The following is a 16,920-nucleotide window of genomic DNA, read 5'->3' on the forward strand; positions in this document are numbered from 1 at the left end:
CGTTATTCCTTCTTCGCTTATGGTTTTGCTAGCGTCCTGCTAGCAAAAACCGGCTATATCTGCCGGTTTTTGAAATGGGGGTTAAATGTGCCCGTTGATCAGTAAGTTTTGGTATTCTTTGAGGCGTTCCCATTCTCCCTTATTGGCTAACTCTGCTTGGTACGGCCAGCTTTTGGGATCGTGCATCTTGAATTGATTGCCTGCATTGTCGAGTATTGGCCTGATTTCCTCTGGTGACATACTCGACAGTTGTGCAAAGTTTTTGATACCTGCTGCATTGAGTGCTTGTTCCAGTTTAGGGCCGATACCTTCTAATTTCTTTAGGTCGTCTTTGTGGATGACATCATCATGGTTCGTAAACATACCCGTTGCTAGCGCTGCTGATGAGTCGGTGGCATTAGGTATTGAGGAGGGAGCAGGGTCACGAGCACGCAGCAGACTATTAATGTCTGCGGTATAACCTCCGCTTTTGAGTTGACTGCTAGGAAACTCGCGGGGGATGCGCCCACCTTCTTGTGTATTGGTTAAGGTTGCTGTTGCTGTGCTCAAGGGTATCGGCGCTTGCTGAGTATTGCTGTTACGTGTTGTGCAGCAAATGCCCATTTTGCGCAGCAGTGAGCACAACAACATACCCAGTAAAAAGGCACCCAGTAACAGTAGGACTATTTCCATGCTGGCAATGCCAAAGGTGTAGTCAGCATTTGTTTGCTTCATGACTTACTCCCCTTGACTTGAACGGCTGCGAAAATAGCAGAGTAGAAAGCCCAGCAGGAAAGCGCCTGCTAGCATGATAATGACGTCCAGACTGGCGCTGGTCATGTCAGGGTGACGGCTTGTAATGTCTGTAAACATGGTGACAACTCCAATGTGGTTTATTTTATAGGGGTGATTTCAACGCGACGGTTCTTTTTGCGTCCTTCCTCGGTCTTGTTGTCTGCAATGGGTTTGTCTGCCCCCTGAGAAGACGCTGTTACACGATTTTTAGGCGCACCAATATCAATCAATATTTTCTGGAGCATTTCAGCGCGTTGCAAGCCAAGTACTTTATTTTTAGCTGCATCCCCTTGACTGTCAGTATGTCCTACAATTGTGACTTTAGCAGAGCTGTTATCTTTCAAGAAGGCAGCGAGTTTATCAAAATAGGCTTGGGTTGTTGCCGCGAGTTTAGGATTAGCTGAGCCTGTTGGGAAGGTTAGTGTCGCAGGGCCAATATCACTGCCTTGAGTGGCATTGTCTGTTTCAAGCGTGACTTTATCGGCGTCTGCTTTTTCAGCTTCGGCTTTAGCTTTATCGGCATCTGCTTTTTCAGCTTCAGCTTTAGCTTTATCGGCGTCTGCTTTTTCAGCTTCGGCTTTAGCTTTATCGGCATCTGCTTTTTCAGCTTCAGCTTCAACTTTTGCCTTATCGGCGTCTGCTTTTTCAGCTTCGGCTTTGGCTTTATCGGCGTCTGCCGTATCAGTAGTAGATGGTGTAGTGCTGGGGTCTAAGTAGTCAGCCAGTTGGTTGTTGTTACTGTCTAATGCGTCATCGACATTGCCATCACCATTCGGATCAGGATTTTCAGCCGAGGTTAGGATGCCATCATTATCATCATCGTCATCAATAGCGTCAATTTTGCCATCACCATCCGTATCCTGAGGGTCACGTGCTAGCTCAATGAAATCGGAGATGCCGTCACCATCGCTGTCTTCTTTAGTAGGATCAAGACCCAGCATGGCTTCTTTGGTATCAGGTATACCATCACCATCCGTATCAATCGGATTAGCGCTAGTGTTTATGTCAGCACCTGTCACAGGAGTACCCTCTGCGATTTGTGCGCTTGTTGTGTTGTCCGTGCCGCAAAAGCCCTTGACTTTACAGGTATACCACCACCAACTACCTACCCCCCAAATACCGGCTAATAATAGCACGATTAATGATTTTGCTTTCATGCGGTCGAAGCTCCTTTTCTTGAGTCATTATCAGATTACGTCACAGGACACACTTTTTATAGTATGCAACACTGTGAATTACAACTTGATAATAAACTGACTGAAAATAGAATGGGTGATATTAAGTCGATTATCGATGAAATAAACCTTTATCTAAGGTTTATTAACATTGTTCCCACGGTAAGCCATGAAAACGCCATCCGCCTAACGTGCCTCGGTGATGATTGTCATCCCGTTCGCCTTCAAAACCTTCATCGACATGCATGACATGTTGGAAACCTGCCGCCAGTAAGGCTGTTGCGGCTTCTTGTGAGCGTTTGCCACTGCGGCAAATTAGGATAACTGAAGCATCTTGTTGAGGGGTGATTTCTTTGAAGCGGCTTTGGAGTAAATGTTGCACATCCTTGGCGAAATTAGGATTTTCTTCCCAATCTGGCTCATCAATCCACGGAATATGGACAGAACCGACAGGATGTCCAACAAACAGGTATTCCATAGCGGAGCGGATATCAATCAGTACGCTATACGGGGTTGTTTCTAAGCGTGCATAAGCAGCGAGAGGGGATAAGTCGTGTAGATCAGGCATGAGTTACTCTCCGACAGTCAGATCGTTGTGTTGGCGTATTTTCTCAATGATAGCGTAAATGCCAGTGTCTCTGGGCTGACGATTGCCAATTAACCAGTCAAGAACTTCCTGATCCTTAGCTTTTAATAAACGTTCAAACGCGAATTGTTCACCCATATCTAGCGTTTGGAAGCACTCTTCTAAAAAAGTACCGAGGGGTCGGTCTAATACTTGTAAAGTACGTCTACATGCCCATCTCAGGCGTACCATTCGTTCCGCCTGATGGGGGTCAATCATGATGTGATTGTCTCAGTATTGCGATCAATTGAGTATACCTTTCAGGAATAGGATCCATGTCAAGTAACATACCGAGCAGTATAGGGTCTTGCATATCCAGTAACTCGTCAAGTTGCTGGATGTCTGAGGGGCTAGCGTTTGGGTAGTGGTGTTCCAGATAATGCTGGAACACCACATCCAATTCCTTCAGACCGCGCCTAGAGCGCATTTTCAGTCGGGAAAGTTCACTCATATCATCTACGTTCGATCATCTTTTTCTTGAGTTCTGCAATGGCCTTGGCTGGGTTTAAACCCTTCGGACAGGTATTGGTGCAGTTCATGATGGTGTGGCAACGATACAAACGGAACGGGTCTTCCAGATTGTCGAGGCGTTCACCAGTCGCTTCATCACGGCTATCAACAACCCAGCGGTTAGCCTGTAACAGCACGGCAGGCCCCAGATAACGGTCACTGTTCCACCAGTAGCTTGGGCAAGAAGTAGAGCAGCAAGCACACAGGATGCACTCGTAATGTCCATCCAGTTTCTTGCGGTCTTCTGGTGATTGTAGACGTTCACGATCAGGTGGCGCTGGTGTTTGTGTCTGAATCCAAGGTTTGATCGATGCGTATTGCGCATAGAAATGCGTCAGGTCAGGCACCAGATCTTTCACCACTTCCATGTGCGGCAGTGGGCTAATGGTGACATCGCCGTCGAAAGCATCAATCGCTTTGATGCACGCCAGTGTGTTAGTGCCGCCAATGTTCATTGAGCATGAACCGCAAATCCCTTCGCGGCAAGAGCGGCGGAAGGTCAATGACGGGTCAATCTCGTTTTTGATCTTCAACAGCACATCCAGCACCATCGGCCCACATTGGTCGAGGTCGATCTGGTAAGTGTCCCAGCGCGGGTTTTCGCCGCTATCCGGGTCATAACGGTAGATGCGGAAGTTTTTTACGCGGCTTGCACCAGTAGGCGCAGGCCACGTTTTGCCAGTCTTGACGACCGAGTTGGCAGGTAATGTAAATTCAGCCATGACGATGCTCCCCTTAGTAAACCCGTTTCTTCGGTGCGATGTATTCGATTTCATCCGTCAACGTGTACGTGTGGACGGGGCGATAGTCGATGGATACTTTGCCAGCCTCATCCACCCAAGAGATGGAGTGCTTCATCCAGCCTGCATCATCACGATCCGGGAAATCTTCGCGGGCATGAGCACCACGGCTTTCTTCACGGTTGAGGGCGCAATTGATGGAACTCTGAGCGCAATCCAGCAGGTTGGCAAGCTCGAAGGTTTCCATCAGGTCAGAATTCCACACCAAGCTGCGATCTTTCACCGCAACATCGTTGAAGCTAGCGTAGATCTCATTCATTTTTGCTACACCTTCTTGCATGGACTCGCCGGTACGGAAGACCGCTGCGTGTTTCTGCATGGTGCGCTGCATGGCATCGCGGATGTCGGCGGTGGATTTGCTGCCGTCAGCAGTGTGGATGCGCTTGAAGCGGTCGAGGGCTTTTTGTACGCCAGATTCAGGCAATTCTTGCTGAGTTGCACCAGCGGTCAGGGTTTCAGCGCAACGGTTGGCTGCTGCACGCCCGAAGACCACGATGTCCAGCAAGGAGTTGGAACCCAGACGGTTCGCGCCATGAACCGATACGCAAGCACATTCACCAATTGCCATCAGGCCGGGAACCACGGTATCCGGTTCACCATCCTTCAGGGTCACGACTTCGCCGTGATAATTGGTGGGGATGCCGCCCATATTGTAATGCACCGTCGGCAATACTGGGATCGGTTCTTTGGTGACATCGACGCCAGCAAAGATACGTGCACTTTCGGCGATACCCGGCAGGCGCTCGTGGATAACTTCCGGCCCCAGATGCTCCAGATGCAAGTGGATGTGGTCGTTATCTTTACCTACGCCTCGGCCTTCGTTGATTTCGATGGTCATGGCGCGGCTTACTACGTCACGTGAGGCAAGGTCTTTGGCATTTGGTGCGTAACGTTCCATGAAACGCTCGCCTTGTGAATTGGTCAGGTAGCCACCTTCGCCACGCACGCCTTCGGTGATCAAACAACCGGAGCCGTAGATACCGGTTGGGTGGAACTGGGTGAATTCCATGTCCTGCAACGGCAGGCCAGCGCGGGCTACCATGCCGTTACCGTCGCCGGTACAGGTATGTGCTGAGGTGGCAGAGAAGTAGGCACGACCGTAACCGCCAGTTGCCAGTACGACTTTTTGCGCACGGAAGATACGCAGGATGCCATTCGCCAGATCCCACGCCAGTACACCACGGCAGACGCCTTCCTCATCCATGATCAGGTCGGTCGCGAAATGCTCGATGAAGAATACCGCATCGTGACGCAGCGATTGCTGGTACAGGGTGTGCAAAATCGCGTGCCCGGTACGGTCAGCCGCCGCGCAAGTGCGGTGAGCAATACCCTTGCCGAATTCAGTGGTCATGCCGCCGAACGGACGTTGGTAAATACGGCCTTCCTCAGTACGCGAAAACGGCACGCCCTGATGTTCCAGTTCGATGACCGCCGGAATCGCTTCGCGGCACATGTATTCGATGGCATCTTGGTCGCCCAGCCAGTCCGACCCTTTTACGGTATCGTACATATGCCATTGCCATTTATCCGGCCCCATATTGCCGAGCGCGGCGGACATGCCGCCTTGTGCTGCAACGGTATGGCTACGTGTTGGGAATACCTTGGTGATACAGGCTGTTGATAAGCCTTTCACCGCCATTCCGAAGGTGGCACGCAAGCCCGCACCACCTGCACCCACGACCACGACATCGTAGGTGTGATGTTCAATTTTGTACTCAGTCATTGTGTAATCAACCTCTTCTGTCATCAGCCTGCGAAAGCGACACGTAAAATACTTAAAACACTGCTGGTTCCCAGCAATACCAGCACTAATTTCATCCCCATCAGGGCAATAACTTTGTAGCCTTCATGATGGATGTAATCTTCAATGATGACCGTCAATCCCTGAATAGCGTGCAGGAATGTGGTAAACACGAACAAGGTCAACATGGTCGTGGTGAACGGCTGGGCGAACCATGCGGCGACAGTGGCGTAATCATCGCCAGAATGTGCGGCAACGGCAAACACAACCCAAAGGGTCAGGGGAACCAACGCGACGGCAGTTACCCGTTGCATCCACCAATGTTTTACCCCGTCACTGGTTGTGCCCAGACCGCTGGCGCGTTTGAAAGGTGTTAATAAACTCATGTGTAGCAATTCCTCAACAGGGTTCAGGCAACAAGCCAAAGCAGGATAGTGAGTACAAAGGATGCCGCAACGGTAATCTTACCGCCAAGGTAAACCGTGGGTAGTTCAAAGCCAAATCCAGCATCCCAGACCAGATGGCGGATACCGTTGGCAAGGTGATAAAACAGTGCCCATGACCAGCCAAACAACATCAACCGTCCAAACCACGAGCCGAAGAGCGCATTGGCAGTGTTAAAAGATTCTTCGCCCCCAGCAATAGCAGCTAGCCAGTACACTACCAGCAACGTGCCAACAGCCAGTGCCGCACCGGTTACCCGATGCAGGATTGATAGCACCGAAGTCAGTTGCGGTTTGTACACCTGCAAATGGGGTGAGAGTGGTCGTTTGTTCGCGGTCTTCATGCATAATCCCCGTTGATAGAAATGTCGTGGGCGGTCAGCCTTCCGAATGTGGCATCGCTTCCAGCAGCTTGCAGGAGTAGTCCCGCGAAGCACGGATGTGATGACGCATCAAAGTCTCCGCCATTTCCCCGTCGCGCCGTTCAATAGCGGACACGATGAGGTTGTGTTCCTGAAATGCCTGTTCGCTGCGGCTAAGACCGGACTGGATACGGAAGCGGTAAAATCGTACCAAATCATACAAGTCCTGACATAACATGCGAATCAGACGTTTGTTCTTGCTGCCTTGAATGATGGAGAAGTGAAAATCCAGATCAACATCGTGCTGTGAGTAGCTTTGATGTTGGGCAATTTCCGCTTTGTGTTGCTCCAGAATTTTACGCAGGCGCACCACTTCTTCTTCCGTCATGTTCTCCGCTGCTAGTCGTGCAGCCATACCTTCCGCTGCTTCACGTATTTGGTAAATTTCCACTAGTTGTTCTGTGGAAAAACCAATGATGCGTGCACCAATATTGGGCTTGCGCGTCACTAAATTACAATTTTCCAGTTTGCCGATGGCCTCCCGCAGGGAGCCTCGACTCACGCCATACGCTGCTGCCAGCTCTGGCTCACTAATTTTCTTTCCGGCGGGGATTTCACCCTCCAGAATGGCACGTCGCAGATCTATGAATAACTTGTCTGCAATCGTTACCGGATCCTGCAATTTGCAGGCTGTCAGAAAGGCCATGGTGCTACCTCAGGTTGTCGACATCTTATGCGTTATGTTGACAATAATACCTTGAAATAGCGCTTTTTCAAGAAAAACATCCTGACATTGTTGACACTTTAAAGCTATAATGTCGACACTATAACCAAGAAATGACTGTTTTTGACCTGAAATAGTGGGTAACAAGACCACTTGCGACACCAATGTGTCGACAATGCACTACTTTGTTGCGGTGCGTCAAGTCATGAATGTTTGATATTTACCATCAATGTAGGTTTATCGCATGAACAAAGGAGAAGGGCAGGCTATGGCCTCAAATGTGGATACACAATTGGACGGTAACAGCGTGTTGTACCTCGAGGAGATGTACGAGCGCTATTTGCAAGAGCCAGCATCCATTCCCACCAGTTGGCAGCACTATTTTGATGCATTGCCGCAGGTTAATGGACACGATCGTGATACTCGTCACTCATTGGTGAAAGACTATTTCCGTGCTTATGCAGCAAAGCCGCAAGCCTATGCCACTCCGGCTAGTAGTGTTGATGTGGAGCATGAGCGCAAGCAAGTTAAGGTATTGCAGCTGATCAATGCTTACCGCTTCCTTGGTCACTTCCACGCTAAAACCAATCCGCTGGATGAGACGCCCCCCGCATTCGTTAAAGAGCTGACGTTGGCGTATCACTCATTGAGCGAAACTGACCTAGATACTGCTTTCAATACCGGCTCCCTGTTTGGTTCAGATCAGATGACATTGCGCAACATTTTGGCGCAACTTGAGCAGACATATTGTGGGCATGTTGGCGTGCAATACATGCACATTACCGACACCGAGCAAAAACGCTGGATTCAACAGCGCGTGGAAACCATGCGTTCCAGCGCTGCATACACCCAAGACGAAAAGCTCAGTATTCTTGATCGCCTCACCGTTGCGGAAGGTTTGGAACGTTATTTACATACCAACTATGTTGGTCAAAAACGTTTCTCGCTGGAAGGCGGCGAAAGCCTGATCCCCATGCTGCATACCCTGATCCAACACGGTGGCTCGCTGGGAGCACAGGAAATGGTCATCGGTATGGCGCACCGTGGACGTTTGAATGTACTGGTTAATGTGTTGGGCAAAGCGCCGGGCATGTTGTTTGGTGAGTTTGAAGGTAAATACTCCTACACCGGGCGCACCGGTGATGTGAAGTATCACATGGGTTACGCTTCCGACATGATGACGCCGGGTGGTGCTGTGCACGTGGCGATGGCTTTCAACCCTTCGCATCTGGAAATCGTCGGCCCAGTCGTGCAAGGTGCAGTACGCGCCCGCCAAGACCGTTGGGAAGATGCGGGTGGTGATAAAATCATCCCAGTCGTGTTGCATGGTGACGCGGCTTTTGCCGGGCAAGGTGTCAACATGGAAATGTTGCAAATGGTAGAAACTCGTGGCTACCGCACCTATGGCACGATTCACATCGTCATCAATAATCAGGTAGGTTTTACGACCAGTGCAGCCTCCGATGCACGTTCCACCTTCTACTGTACCGACATCGCCAAGATGGTTGACTCCCCGGTTTTCCACGTCAATGGTGATGACCCCGAAGCCGTAGTGATGGTGACAAAACTAGCCTTCGATTACCGCGCTAAGTTCGACAAGGATGTGGTCATTGATATGGTGTGCTACCGCCGCCACGGTCACAACGAAGCGGATGAGCCATCGGCTACCCAGCCAGTGATGTACCGCAAAATCCGTTCAATGCCAACCACCCGTGAAAACTACGCTCAGCAATTGATTGCTGAGGGTGCTCTCACTGCTGAAGAATCACAGGAACGTGTGCAACGTTGCCGCCAGCAGCTCACTCAAGGCGCACCCACCGTGCCGAATTTGCTGGAAAAAGGCCAGGTTGAAAACCCACATCCGGTCAAGTGGAAACGCTTTGTCGGTGGCACGTGGGATATGTCTGCGGATACAACAGTTGATGCAGCCACCGTGCGCGAACTTGGCGAAAAGCTGACCGTCGTGCCAGAAGGTTTCAAACTCAACTCCCGCGTGGCACGTATCGTCGCTGACCGTAAAAAAATGGCGGCAGGCGAACAAGCGATGGACTGGGGTTTCTGCGAAAACCTGGCGTATGCAACCCTGATCAAGGAAGGCTACCCCATCCGTTTGTCGGGGGAAGACTGTGGGCGTGGTACGTTCTTCCATCGCCACGCGGTATTCCATGAGCAGGAAACTGGCGAAACTTACGTGCCTTTGCAGCACCTTTCCCCAGCGCAACTGCCGTTTGTGGTGATTGACTCGCTGCTGTCAGAAGAGGCTGTACTGGCATTTGAATACGGTTATGCCACCACCGAAGCCAATATGATGACCATTTGGGAAGCGCAATTCGGTGACTTCGCCAACTGTGCGCAAGTGGTAATCGACCAGTTCATCAGCTCCGGCGAACAGAAATGGGGCTTGTTGTGCGGCTTGGTCATGTTGCTGCCACACGGTTATGAAGGTCAGGGGCCAGAGCACTCCTCCGCGCGTTTGGAACGTTACTTACAGCTGTGTGCTCAAGATAACATGCAGGTGTGTGTGCCTAGTACGCCAGCGCAGGCGTTCCACATGCTGCGTCGTCAGATGGTGCGTGATTACCGCACCCCATTGATCGTGATGACACCGAAAAGCCTGTTGCGCCACCCCTTGGCGGTGAACAGCATGGAAGACCTTACCGAACGCGGTTTCCAGAATGTTATCGACGAAATTGACGCGCTTGACCCCTTGGCGGTAACACGTCTGGTGATGTGCAGTGGTAAGGTTTATTACGATTTGCTGGAAAAGCGTCGCAATGCTGGCCTTGAGGATGTGGCGATTGTGCGTATCGAACAGTTGTACCCCTTCCCCGAAGCGGACATGAACGCGATTCTCGACCGTTACCCGAATATCGCGGTAAATGTCTGGTGTCAGGAAGAGCCATTGAATCAGGGCGCATGGTTAAGCATTCAGCCATCCTTGCGTCTCGTATTGGGTGGTTTGGCACGTTTGGATGTATCCAGTCGCCCAGCGTCTGCTTCACCAGCGGTAGGGAGCGCTAAAGTTCATGCTGCACAGCAGCAAGAATTAGTGGATAATGCATTAGGAATTGTTTATCCATGAAAGAAGGAAACGTTATGCCATTACTGAAGCATTATCACGATGCCATTAAGGAGGGTGCGATCCAAAAAGATCCAGCCCAACTGGAAGGTATTCAGGTATTGCAGGAAGTCTGGAACGGACTGCTTAAACCATGTGAAAAAGCGCCTGTTGCGCGCTCACGCGGTTTTTTAGCGGTTTTTTCCAAGCAGCGGCATGACGTTTCGATTGATCCAGTGCGCGGCGCTTACCTGTGGGGTGGCGTCGGGCGCGGTAAGACTTGGTTGATGGATATGTTTTACGCCCGCATTCCGCTGGTGGAAAAACGTCGGATGCATTACCACCACTTCATGTTCTTTATTCACGAAGAGCTGAAAAAATTGTCACGCCACCGTAATCCGTTGGAAGCGGTGGCTGTGGAATTGGCAAAGGATGTGCGTTTACTGTGTATCGACGAATTCCACGTCATGGATATTGTCGATGCGATGCTGCTGCACGGCTTGCTGGATGCAATGTGCAAGCACGGTATTACCATTGTGACGACTTCCAATCGTCCACCTGATGATTTGTATTTGAATGGCTTGCAGCGCGAACGCTTCCTGCCTGCCATTGCCTTGTTGAAAAAGCACACCCATGTGGTGGAGCTGGACAACAATATCGACTACCGCATGTTGAAGCAGGCTAGTCACGACAGTTTTCTCGAAGACGATGACGCCGTGCTGGTGGAACACGAATTGGAAAAGTGTTTCGCTGAATTGGCGACAGGCGCTATCGAAATCGGGCAAGACATTGAGGTGCAGGGGCGTACCCTGCCTACTCATCGCGTGTCTGAAAACATTGTGTGGTTTGATTTCCAGACTTTGTGTGAAACCGCCCGTTCTACCCGCGATTACATCGAGCTGGCGGAACGCTTTGATTACATTGTGTTGTCGGGTTTGCATGTGCTGACTGAGGATAATGAATCGGCAGCACGGCGTTTTCTCAATCTGATTGATGAGCTGTACGACCGCAATGTGCAGTTTATTTTCTCTACCACGATTTCACTGGAAAACCTGTATCAGGGGCACAAGTTGCGCTTTGAGTTCCAGCGGGCGCTGAGTCGGCTGAATGAGATGCAGGGTGATGATTACCAGAAGGTGAGGCTGGGCGCTGCGGGTTAGGCAATTAACCCGATTTTGTATGACGTAAATCCGTATTCCATCGTCGAGTTGAGTTAGAATGGCGACATTTGCCGGAAACTAGCCGGTCTTGTTGCGATGGTGTTGCATGGATTTTTCAAGCATAAACCTGCCGTTGGCAGTGCTGTTGCCTTTGATGGGTGCGGGATTGACAGTATGGGCAGCACATTTTCACCGGGTGGCTTCCGCATGGCTCGCCGGGTTGGTGACGCTACTGGCGTTGTTGGCGCTGTTGCCTTCTCTGCTGGCGGTTTTTGCGGGTGAGACCCTTATTCAATCATGGGCGTGGCTACCAGCGATGGGGTTGGACCTGGCTTTCCGGCTGGATGGTTTGGGTGCTTTATTCGCGCTGATGATTCTGGTCATTGGTCTGTTGGTTATTCTCTACGCTCGTTATTACCTTTCCTCGAAAGATTCGATGGGGCGCTTTTTCGCCTATCTGTTGCTGTTCATGGGGTCGATGCTGGGCGTGGTGCTCTCTGAAAACCTGCTGCAATTGATGGTGTTCTGGGAAATGACTTCCCTGAGTTCTTTCCTGTTGATCAGCTATTGGACGCATCGCTCGGATGCGCGGCAAGGGGCGCGGATGGCGCTGGCGGTAACGGGTGGCGGCGGTCTGGCCTTACTGGCGGGTATTTTGTTGCTGGGGCAAATGGCGGGTAGTTATAACCTGTCTGATGTGCTGCTGGCGGGGGATCAAATCCGCGCACATTCTTGGTATTTGCCGGCGCTGGTGCTGATTGCGCTGGGGGTCTTTACTAAATCGGCACAATTTCCCTTCCATTTCTGGCTGCCAAATGCGATGGCAGCACCCACTCCTGTTTCTGCTTATTTACACTCTGCCACGATGGTGAAGGCGGGGATTTTTCTGTTGGCGCGGTTTTTCCCGGTGTTGTCGGGTACGCCGGAATGGTCTTGGCTGATCGGTTCGGTGGGGATGTTGACCTTGCTGATCGGGGCGTATACAGCGTTGTTCCAGCACGATTTGAAGGGTTTGCTGGCGTATTCCACCATCAGCCATCTGGGTTTGATTACCTTGCTGTTTGGCTTGGGGACGGAGTTGGCAGCGGTGGCGGCGCTCTTCCATATCATTAACCACGCGACGTTCAAGGCGTCACTGTTCATGGTGGCGGGGATTATTGACCATGAAACCGGCTCGCGGGATATGCGGCGTATCAATGGCTTGCTCAAATACATGCCGCATACGGCGGTGCTGGCGATGATTGCATCGGCGGCGATGGCGGGTGTGCCTCTGTTGAACGGTTTCCTGAGTAAGGAAATGTTTTTTGATCAAGCCGTAGTGGCATCGAATACGTCTATGTGGGCGTGGGTGATTCCGGCATTGGCGACATTGGCTGGGGTGTTTTCGGTAGCGTATTCGCTGCGTTTCATCCATGACGTGTTTTTCAACGGTGAGCCGATCAATTTGCCGAAAACACCACACGAGCCGCCGCGTTTTATGCGTATTCCGGTCGATGTATTGGTGGTGTTGTGCTTGGCGGTGGGGATGTTGCCAATGTTCACGGTCGCGCCGTTGTTGGCCGTTGCGGTGCAAGGAACGTTGCAAGCACCGCCTCCTGAATACAGTTTGGCTGTTTGGCATGGGCTGAATGTGCCGTTATTGATGAGTGTCATCGCTTTATTGGGTGGCGTGGCGGTGTATGTGGTACGTCAGCCGTTGTTTACTTTGTATGAAGAGCGGGTGAAAGGTCAGCAGTTGCGGCATGTGTATGATTGGATGCTGGAAAATCTGCAAGCCTTCGCCCGTTTTGTGACCCAGTGGTTTGACCGGGGAAGTTTGCAGGATGTGCTGTTCTGGGTATTGGGATTTACCTTGCTGGCGGGCTTGGCGGGTTTCTTGTCTAGCACCGCACCTTTGTTGGGTGGGCGCGAATTGTTGCCGCTGGATGGGGTAAGCCTCGCCGTGGGGTCGACCCTGATACTGGCAAGCCTGTTGAGCGTGGTATTGCATCGCGAACGTTTGGTTGCGCTGGTGGTACTGGGGGCGGTGGGTTTAGTGGTGTCGTTGGCTTTTGTGAAATTTTCCGCGCCGGATTTGGCCTTGACGCAATTATCGGTGGAAATCGTTACGGTGGTATTGCTGATGCTGGCGCTGTATTTTTTGCCGCAATACACCCCCAGGATTAGCTCGGTATGGCGCAAGTGGCGCGATGGCTTGCTGGCGGGGGCGTTGGGGCTGGGCGCTGCGCTGCTGGCGTTGGCGGTAATGACGCGCGACACCGCAACACCGCTAGCAGATTATTTCCTCGCCAATAGCGTGCCGGGCGGTGGCGGCAAGAATGTGGTGAACGTGATTCTGGTGGACTTCCGGGGCTTTGATACCTTGGGTGAAATCGCGGTGTTGGCTTTGGCAGGGCTGGGGATTTTTGCCTTATTGCAACAGATCAAACTGTATGTGCCCACAGAAGATAGCGGTGGGCGGGCATGGTCTGCTGAGGCTAATCCGTTCATTTTGCAGATGTTTAGTCGTATTTTATTCCCGTTGATGTTGATGGTGGCGGTGTATGTGTTCTTGCGCGGGCATAACTTGCCGGGCGGGGGCTTTATTGCCGGGTTGATCGCGGCGTTGGCGATTGTGTTGCAAAATCTGGCGAACGGCATTGCTTGGACGGCGCAACGCTTGCGTTTCGATATGCATCAGTGGTTGGCAGGCGGTTTGCTGGTGGCAGCAGGAACCGGCTTGGTGGCAATGGCGCTGGGTTATCCGTTTTTAACATCGGCCTTTACGCATGTGCATTGGCCGCTGGTGGGTGATTTTGAGCTGGCGAGTGCGATGTTCTTTGATACCGGGGTGTTTCTGGTGGTCGTTGGGGCAACCGTGATGATTCTGGTGGAACTGGGCAAGTTGAGCCGTGTGGGTGCGTCAATCCCGAAGGAAGGTGCATGATGGAATTGTTGATTGCCTTGAGTATCGGGGTTTTGGTGGCTTGCGGGGTGTATCTGGTGTTACGTGCCAGTACGTTTCCGGTGGTGATGGGGCTGACCTTGTTGTCGTATGCGACTAACCTGTTTTTGTTTGCGATGGGGCGTTTGGCGATTGGTGTGCCTGCGGTGATCCGCCCGGATGCAACGGTTTACGCTGACCCGTTGCCGCAAGCCTTGGTGCTGACCGCGATTGTGATTGCGTTTGGGATGACGGCGTTTGCGATTGTACTGGCGCTGAAAGCACGCGGGGAAACCGGCAGTGACCATGTGGATGGCGAGGTGGATTCATGATGCATTTACCCATTTTGCCGATCTTGTTGCCATTGCTGGCGGGGATCGTATTGTTGTTGCTGCGCCCGCTGGGGGTGAAAATGCAGCGCATGGTGAGTTTTGGCGCGGGGTTTGCCTTGCTGATGCTGGCGGTGTTGCTGTTTGATGCATCATTGTCGGGGCAACGGCAGGTGTATGCACTGGGGAATTGGTCTGCACCTTTCGGGATAGTGCTGGTATTCGACCAGCTCGCTGCGTTGATGTTGCTGGTGACGGCAGTGTTGGCAGTCGGGGCGCTGTGGTATGCGATTGTTACGGAAACTGACGCGCAAGGTCGTCATTTTCATGTGTTGTTCCAGATGCAATTGTTCGGCTTGAACGGGGCATTTCTGACCGGGGATGCGTTTAACCTGTTCGTATTTTTTGAGGTGTTGTTGCTGGCGTCCTATAGCCTGTTGTTGCATGGCGGTGGGGCAAAACGCACGGTGGCGGGGCTGCATTACGTGGTGGTGAATCTGGTGGGTTCGACGGTGTTCCTGTTTGCGTTGGGGGCATTGTACGGGGCGCTGGGGACGCTGAATATCGCGGATATGGCGGTCAAAGTGGCGGCATTACCAGCAGAACGTGAAGGCTTGGTGATGGCGGCGGGCTTGCTGTTGTTGGTGGTGTTCGGGCTGAAGGCGGCGCTGTTCCCGCTGTATTTGTGGTTGCCAGCGGCGTATGCAAATACTTCAGCACCGGTGGCGGCGTTGTTTGCGGTGATGACCAAGGTTGGGGTGTACGCGATTATCCGTGTGCATGGCACGGTGTTTGGAGCGGAGGCGGGTAATCTGGCGTATTTCTATGCGCCGTGGTTGCTGGGGCTGGGTCTGGTGACGCTGTTGCTGGCATCATTGGGCGTGATGGCGGCTTTCCAATTGCGGACTCAGGTGGCCTATCTGGTGTTGGCGTCGGTGGCGACCTTGCTGATTGCGGTGGGTTTGCAGTCGCAGGCGGCACTGGCTGCGGGGTTGTATTACTTGGTGCATTCTACCTTGCTGGCGGGGGGCATGTTCCTGTTGGCTGATTTGATCGTGCGCGGGCGTGGCGATTATGCCGACCGCTTTGACCCCGGAATGCAGATGCCGCATTACCAGCTCTTGGGTGGGGTGTTTTTGTTGGCGGCAATGGCAGCGGTGGGTTTGCCGCCGTTATCCGGCTTCTTTGGTAAGGTGTGGATTTTGCAGGCTGCTTTGGCGCATCCGTGGCATTGGGTCGTGCTGGCAACGGTGTTGCTGGGCAGTATGCTGTTGCTGGTTGCTTTGGCGCGGAGTGGTTCGGTGTTGTTTTACAAGGTCAAGGCTAAGCCAGATGAGGCTGACCCGGTGATAACGGAGACGATTCCGGCCTTTGGGCTGGGCATGGTGGCGGTGTTGTGGTTGCTGGCAGCCGTGCCCTTGCTGGTGGTGTTGGCAAACCCGGTCAGTGCGGTCATGGAACGGGTGGCGGCGCAAGTGCTGGATGTTTCCGGCTACCAAGCGGCGGTGTTTGCCCCAGTAGTGGGAGGTAAATGAAGATGTGGAATAAAGTATTACCACACCCGTTATTGAGCGTGTTCCTGTTGTTGGTCTGGTTATTGTTGAACAATACCGTGGCCATGGGGCATGTGGTGTTGGGCGCGGTATTGGCGTTGCTGATCCCGTTGTTGACGTTGGGGTTTTGGCCGGAACGGGTGGTGGTGCGGCATCCGTGGGTATTGCTCAAGTTCCTGCTGGTGGTGTTGTGGGATATTGTGGTGGCAAACCTGCATGTGGCGGCGTTGATTCTGGGTTCTGCCCGCACGCTGCAACCGGCTTTTATGGTGATGGAGCTGGATATACGTTCGCCGTTGGGGGCGAGTATTCTGGCGAATACGATTTCATTGACACCGGGGACGGTTTCCTGCGAATTGTCGACTGACCGTCGCCAGTTGTTGATTCACGCGCTGCATGTGGATGATGTGGATGCCAGTTTGCGCGAGATGAAGCAGCGTTACGAACGGCCTTTGATGGAGGTGTTACAGGTATGTTAAGCATGGTATTGCCGCTGGCATTCGGCATGGTGTCGCTGGCCTTGTTGTTGAGTTTGTACCGCTTGTTGGTGGGGCCGAGTGTGCCTGATCGGATATTGGCGTTGGATACGCTTTACTTGAACACGATTGCCTTGCTGATTTTGTTTGGGTTGATGCAGGGTAGCCCTTTGTATTTTGAAGCGGCGCTGCTGATTGCGGTGATGGGTTTTGTGGGTACGATCGCGCTGAGCAAGTATTTGTTGCGCGGCGATATTATGGAGTAGC

At 52.2% G+C, this 16,920-nt stretch carries 18 protein-coding genes; 7 read left to right on the forward strand and 11 right to left on the reverse strand.

Annotation, left to right across the window (positions count from 1 at the left end):
* Nucleotides 1–81: 81 nt before the first annotated feature.
* The 11 genes from Q394_RS21200 to Q394_RS0101980 all read right to left on the reverse strand — a co-directional run bounded on the left by Q394_RS21200 (nucleotide 82) and on the right by Q394_RS0101980 (nucleotide 7,136).
* A complete protein-coding gene (locus Q394_RS21200; RefSeq protein WP_051542621.1) occupies nucleotides 82–714 on the reverse strand; it encodes a hypothetical protein in 633 nt (210 codons plus the stop codon).
* 3 nt (nucleotides 715–717) lie between these two features.
* A complete protein-coding gene (locus tag Q394_RS22965; RefSeq protein WP_281169626.1) occupies nucleotides 718–852 on the reverse strand; it encodes a hypothetical protein in 135 nt (44 codons plus the stop codon).
* Between the two features lie 20 nt (nucleotides 853–872).
* Nucleotides 873–1,931 carry an OmpA family protein gene (locus Q394_RS21205; RefSeq protein WP_028487791.1) on the reverse strand — a complete coding sequence of 353 codons (1,059 nt, stop codon included), beginning with the start codon at nucleotides 1,929–1,931 and terminating at the stop codon, nucleotides 873–875.
* Nucleotides 1,932–2,094: 163 nt separating this feature from the next.
* The gene (locus Q394_RS0101945) at nucleotides 2,095–2,517 is read right to left on the reverse strand and encodes a rhodanese-like domain-containing protein (protein WP_028487792.1); all 423 of its coding nucleotides are present in this window, start codon (nucleotides 2,515–2,517) and stop codon (nucleotides 2,095–2,097) included.
* Nucleotides 2,518–2,520: 3 nt separating this feature from the next.
* Nucleotides 2,521–2,793: a succinate dehydrogenase assembly factor 2 gene (locus Q394_RS0101950; RefSeq protein WP_028487793.1), complete on the reverse strand. Its 273-nt coding sequence runs from the start codon at nucleotides 2,791–2,793 to the stop codon at nucleotides 2,521–2,523.
* A complete protein-coding gene (locus tag Q394_RS0101955; RefSeq protein WP_028487794.1) occupies nucleotides 2,786–3,025 on the reverse strand; it encodes a succinate dehydrogenase assembly factor 2 in 240 nt (79 codons plus the stop codon). The genes Q394_RS0101950 and Q394_RS0101955 overlap by 8 nt, the downstream gene beginning before the upstream one ends.
* A gap of 1 nt (nucleotide 3,026) precedes the next feature.
* The gene (locus Q394_RS0101960; RefSeq protein ID WP_028487795.1) at nucleotides 3,027–3,806 is read right to left on the reverse strand and encodes a succinate dehydrogenase iron-sulfur subunit; all 780 of its coding nucleotides are present in this window, start codon (nucleotides 3,804–3,806) and stop codon (nucleotides 3,027–3,029) included.
* Between the two features lie 13 nt (nucleotides 3,807–3,819).
* Complete coding sequence (gene sdhA / locus Q394_RS0101965; protein WP_028487796.1) at nucleotides 3,820–5,607, reverse strand: succinate dehydrogenase flavoprotein subunit; 1,788 nt, start codon at nucleotides 5,605–5,607, stop codon at nucleotides 3,820–3,822.
* 23 nt (nucleotides 5,608–5,630) lie between these two features.
* Nucleotides 5,631–6,011, reverse strand: a complete 381-nt coding sequence (sdhD, locus tag Q394_RS0101970; RefSeq protein ID WP_028487797.1) for a succinate dehydrogenase, hydrophobic membrane anchor protein — start codon at nucleotides 6,009–6,011, stop codon at nucleotides 5,631–5,633.
* Between the two features lie 23 nt (nucleotides 6,012–6,034).
* The gene (gene sdhC / locus Q394_RS0101975; protein WP_028487798.1) at nucleotides 6,035–6,412 is read right to left on the reverse strand and encodes a succinate dehydrogenase, cytochrome b556 subunit; all 378 of its coding nucleotides are present in this window, start codon (nucleotides 6,410–6,412) and stop codon (nucleotides 6,035–6,037) included.
* A 34-nt stretch (nucleotides 6,413–6,446) separates the two neighbouring features.
* The gene (locus Q394_RS0101980) at nucleotides 6,447–7,136 is read right to left on the reverse strand and encodes a GntR family transcriptional regulator (RefSeq protein WP_028487799.1); all 690 of its coding nucleotides are present in this window, start codon (nucleotides 7,134–7,136) and stop codon (nucleotides 6,447–6,449) included.
* Between the two features lie 262 nt (nucleotides 7,137–7,398).
* Between Q394_RS0101980 and Q394_RS0101985 the strand changes: the two genes are divergently transcribed.
* The 7 genes from Q394_RS0101985 to Q394_RS0102015 all read left to right on the forward strand — a co-directional run bounded on the left by Q394_RS0101985 (nucleotide 7,399) and on the right by Q394_RS0102015 (nucleotide 16,919).
* Complete coding sequence (locus Q394_RS0101985; protein WP_028487800.1) at nucleotides 7,399–10,236, forward strand: 2-oxoglutarate dehydrogenase E1 component; 2,838 nt, start codon at nucleotides 7,399–7,401, stop codon at nucleotides 10,234–10,236.
* Entirely contained in the window at nucleotides 10,233–11,372 is a 1,140-nt protein-coding gene (zapE, locus tag Q394_RS0101990; protein ID WP_028487801.1) for a cell division protein ZapE, read from the forward strand. The genes Q394_RS0101985 and zapE overlap by 4 nt, the downstream gene beginning before the upstream one ends.
* 106 nt (nucleotides 11,373–11,478) lie before the next feature.
* Entirely contained in the window at nucleotides 11,479–14,298 is a 2,820-nt protein-coding gene (locus Q394_RS0101995) for a monovalent cation/H+ antiporter subunit A (protein ID WP_028487802.1), read from the forward strand.
* The gene (locus Q394_RS0102000; protein WP_028487803.1) at nucleotides 14,298–14,627 is read left to right on the forward strand and encodes a Na+/H+ antiporter subunit C; all 330 of its coding nucleotides are present in this window, start codon (nucleotides 14,298–14,300) and stop codon (nucleotides 14,625–14,627) included. The genes Q394_RS0101995 and Q394_RS0102000 overlap by 1 nt, the downstream gene beginning before the upstream one ends.
* Entirely contained in the window at nucleotides 14,624–16,159 is a 1,536-nt protein-coding gene (locus tag Q394_RS0102005; RefSeq protein WP_028487804.1) for a monovalent cation/H+ antiporter subunit D, read from the forward strand. The genes Q394_RS0102000 and Q394_RS0102005 overlap by 4 nt, the downstream gene beginning before the upstream one ends.
* A 2-nt stretch (nucleotides 16,160–16,161) precedes the next feature.
* Nucleotides 16,162–16,656: a Na+/H+ antiporter subunit E gene (locus tag Q394_RS0102010; protein ID WP_038140154.1), complete on the forward strand. Its 495-nt coding sequence runs from the start codon at nucleotides 16,162–16,164 to the stop codon at nucleotides 16,654–16,656.
* On the forward strand, nucleotides 16,650–16,919 hold the full coding sequence (locus tag Q394_RS0102015) for a K+/H+ antiporter subunit F (protein WP_028487806.1): 270 nt from the start codon (nucleotides 16,650–16,652) through the stop codon (nucleotides 16,917–16,919). The genes Q394_RS0102010 and Q394_RS0102015 overlap by 7 nt, the downstream gene beginning before the upstream one ends.
* Nucleotide 16,920 lies beyond the last annotated feature (1 nt).

Source organism: Thiothrix lacustris DSM 21227 (assembly GCF_000621325.1).
In the GTDB taxonomy this organism is placed as follows: domain Bacteria; phylum Pseudomonadota; class Gammaproteobacteria; order Thiotrichales; family Thiotrichaceae; genus Thiothrix; species Thiothrix lacustris.

Bases quoted from the DNA above. Each gene is read 5' to 3' on its own strand.
- Q394_RS21200 (WP_051542621.1), bottom strand. From the start codon at position 714: ATGAAGCAAACAAATGCTGACTACACCTTTGGCATTGCCAGCATGGAA.
- Q394_RS22965 (WP_281169626.1), bottom strand. From the start codon at position 852: ATGTTTACAGACATTACAAGCCGTCACCCTGACATGACCAGCGCCAGT.
- Q394_RS21205 (WP_028487791.1), bottom strand. From the start codon at position 1,931: ATGAAAGCAAAATCATTAATCGTGCTATTATTAGCCGGTATTTGGGGG.
- Q394_RS0101945 (WP_028487792.1), bottom strand. From the start codon at position 2,517: ATGCCTGATCTACACGACTTATCCCCTCTCGCTGCTTATGCACGCTTA.
- Q394_RS0101950 (WP_028487793.1), bottom strand. From the start codon at position 2,793: ATGATTGACCCCCATCAGGCGGAACGAATGGTACGCCTGAGATGGGCA.
- Q394_RS0101955 (WP_028487794.1), bottom strand. From the start codon at position 3,025: ATGAGTGAACTTTCCCGACTGAAAATGCGCTCTAGGCGCGGTCTGAAG.
- Q394_RS0101960 (WP_028487795.1), bottom strand. From the start codon at position 3,806: ATGGCTGAATTTACATTACCTGCCAACTCGGTCGTCAAGACTGGCAAA.
- sdhA (WP_028487796.1), bottom strand. From the start codon at position 5,607: ATGACTGAGTACAAAATTGAACATCACACCTACGATGTCGTGGTCGTG.
- sdhD (WP_028487797.1), bottom strand. From the start codon at position 6,011: ATGAGTTTATTAACACCTTTCAAACGCGCCAGCGGTCTGGGCACAACC.
- sdhC (WP_028487798.1), bottom strand. From the start codon at position 6,412: ATGAAGACCGCGAACAAACGACCACTCTCACCCCATTTGCAGGTGTAC.
- Q394_RS0101980 (WP_028487799.1), bottom strand. From the start codon at position 7,136: ATGGCCTTTCTGACAGCCTGCAAATTGCAGGATCCGGTAACGATTGCA.
- Q394_RS0101985 (WP_028487800.1), top strand. From the start codon at position 7,399: ATGAACAAAGGAGAAGGGCAGGCTATGGCCTCAAATGTGGATACACAA.
- zapE (WP_028487801.1), top strand. From the start codon at position 10,233: ATGAAAGAAGGAAACGTTATGCCATTACTGAAGCATTATCACGATGCC.
- Q394_RS0101995 (WP_028487802.1), top strand. From the start codon at position 11,479: ATGGATTTTTCAAGCATAAACCTGCCGTTGGCAGTGCTGTTGCCTTTG.
- Q394_RS0102000 (WP_028487803.1), top strand. From the start codon at position 14,298: ATGGAATTGTTGATTGCCTTGAGTATCGGGGTTTTGGTGGCTTGCGGG.
- Q394_RS0102005 (WP_028487804.1), top strand. From the start codon at position 14,624: ATGATGCATTTACCCATTTTGCCGATCTTGTTGCCATTGCTGGCGGGG.
- Q394_RS0102010 (WP_038140154.1), top strand. From the start codon at position 16,162: ATGTGGAATAAAGTATTACCACACCCGTTATTGAGCGTGTTCCTGTTG.
- Q394_RS0102015 (WP_028487806.1), top strand. From the start codon at position 16,650: ATGTTAAGCATGGTATTGCCGCTGGCATTCGGCATGGTGTCGCTGGCC.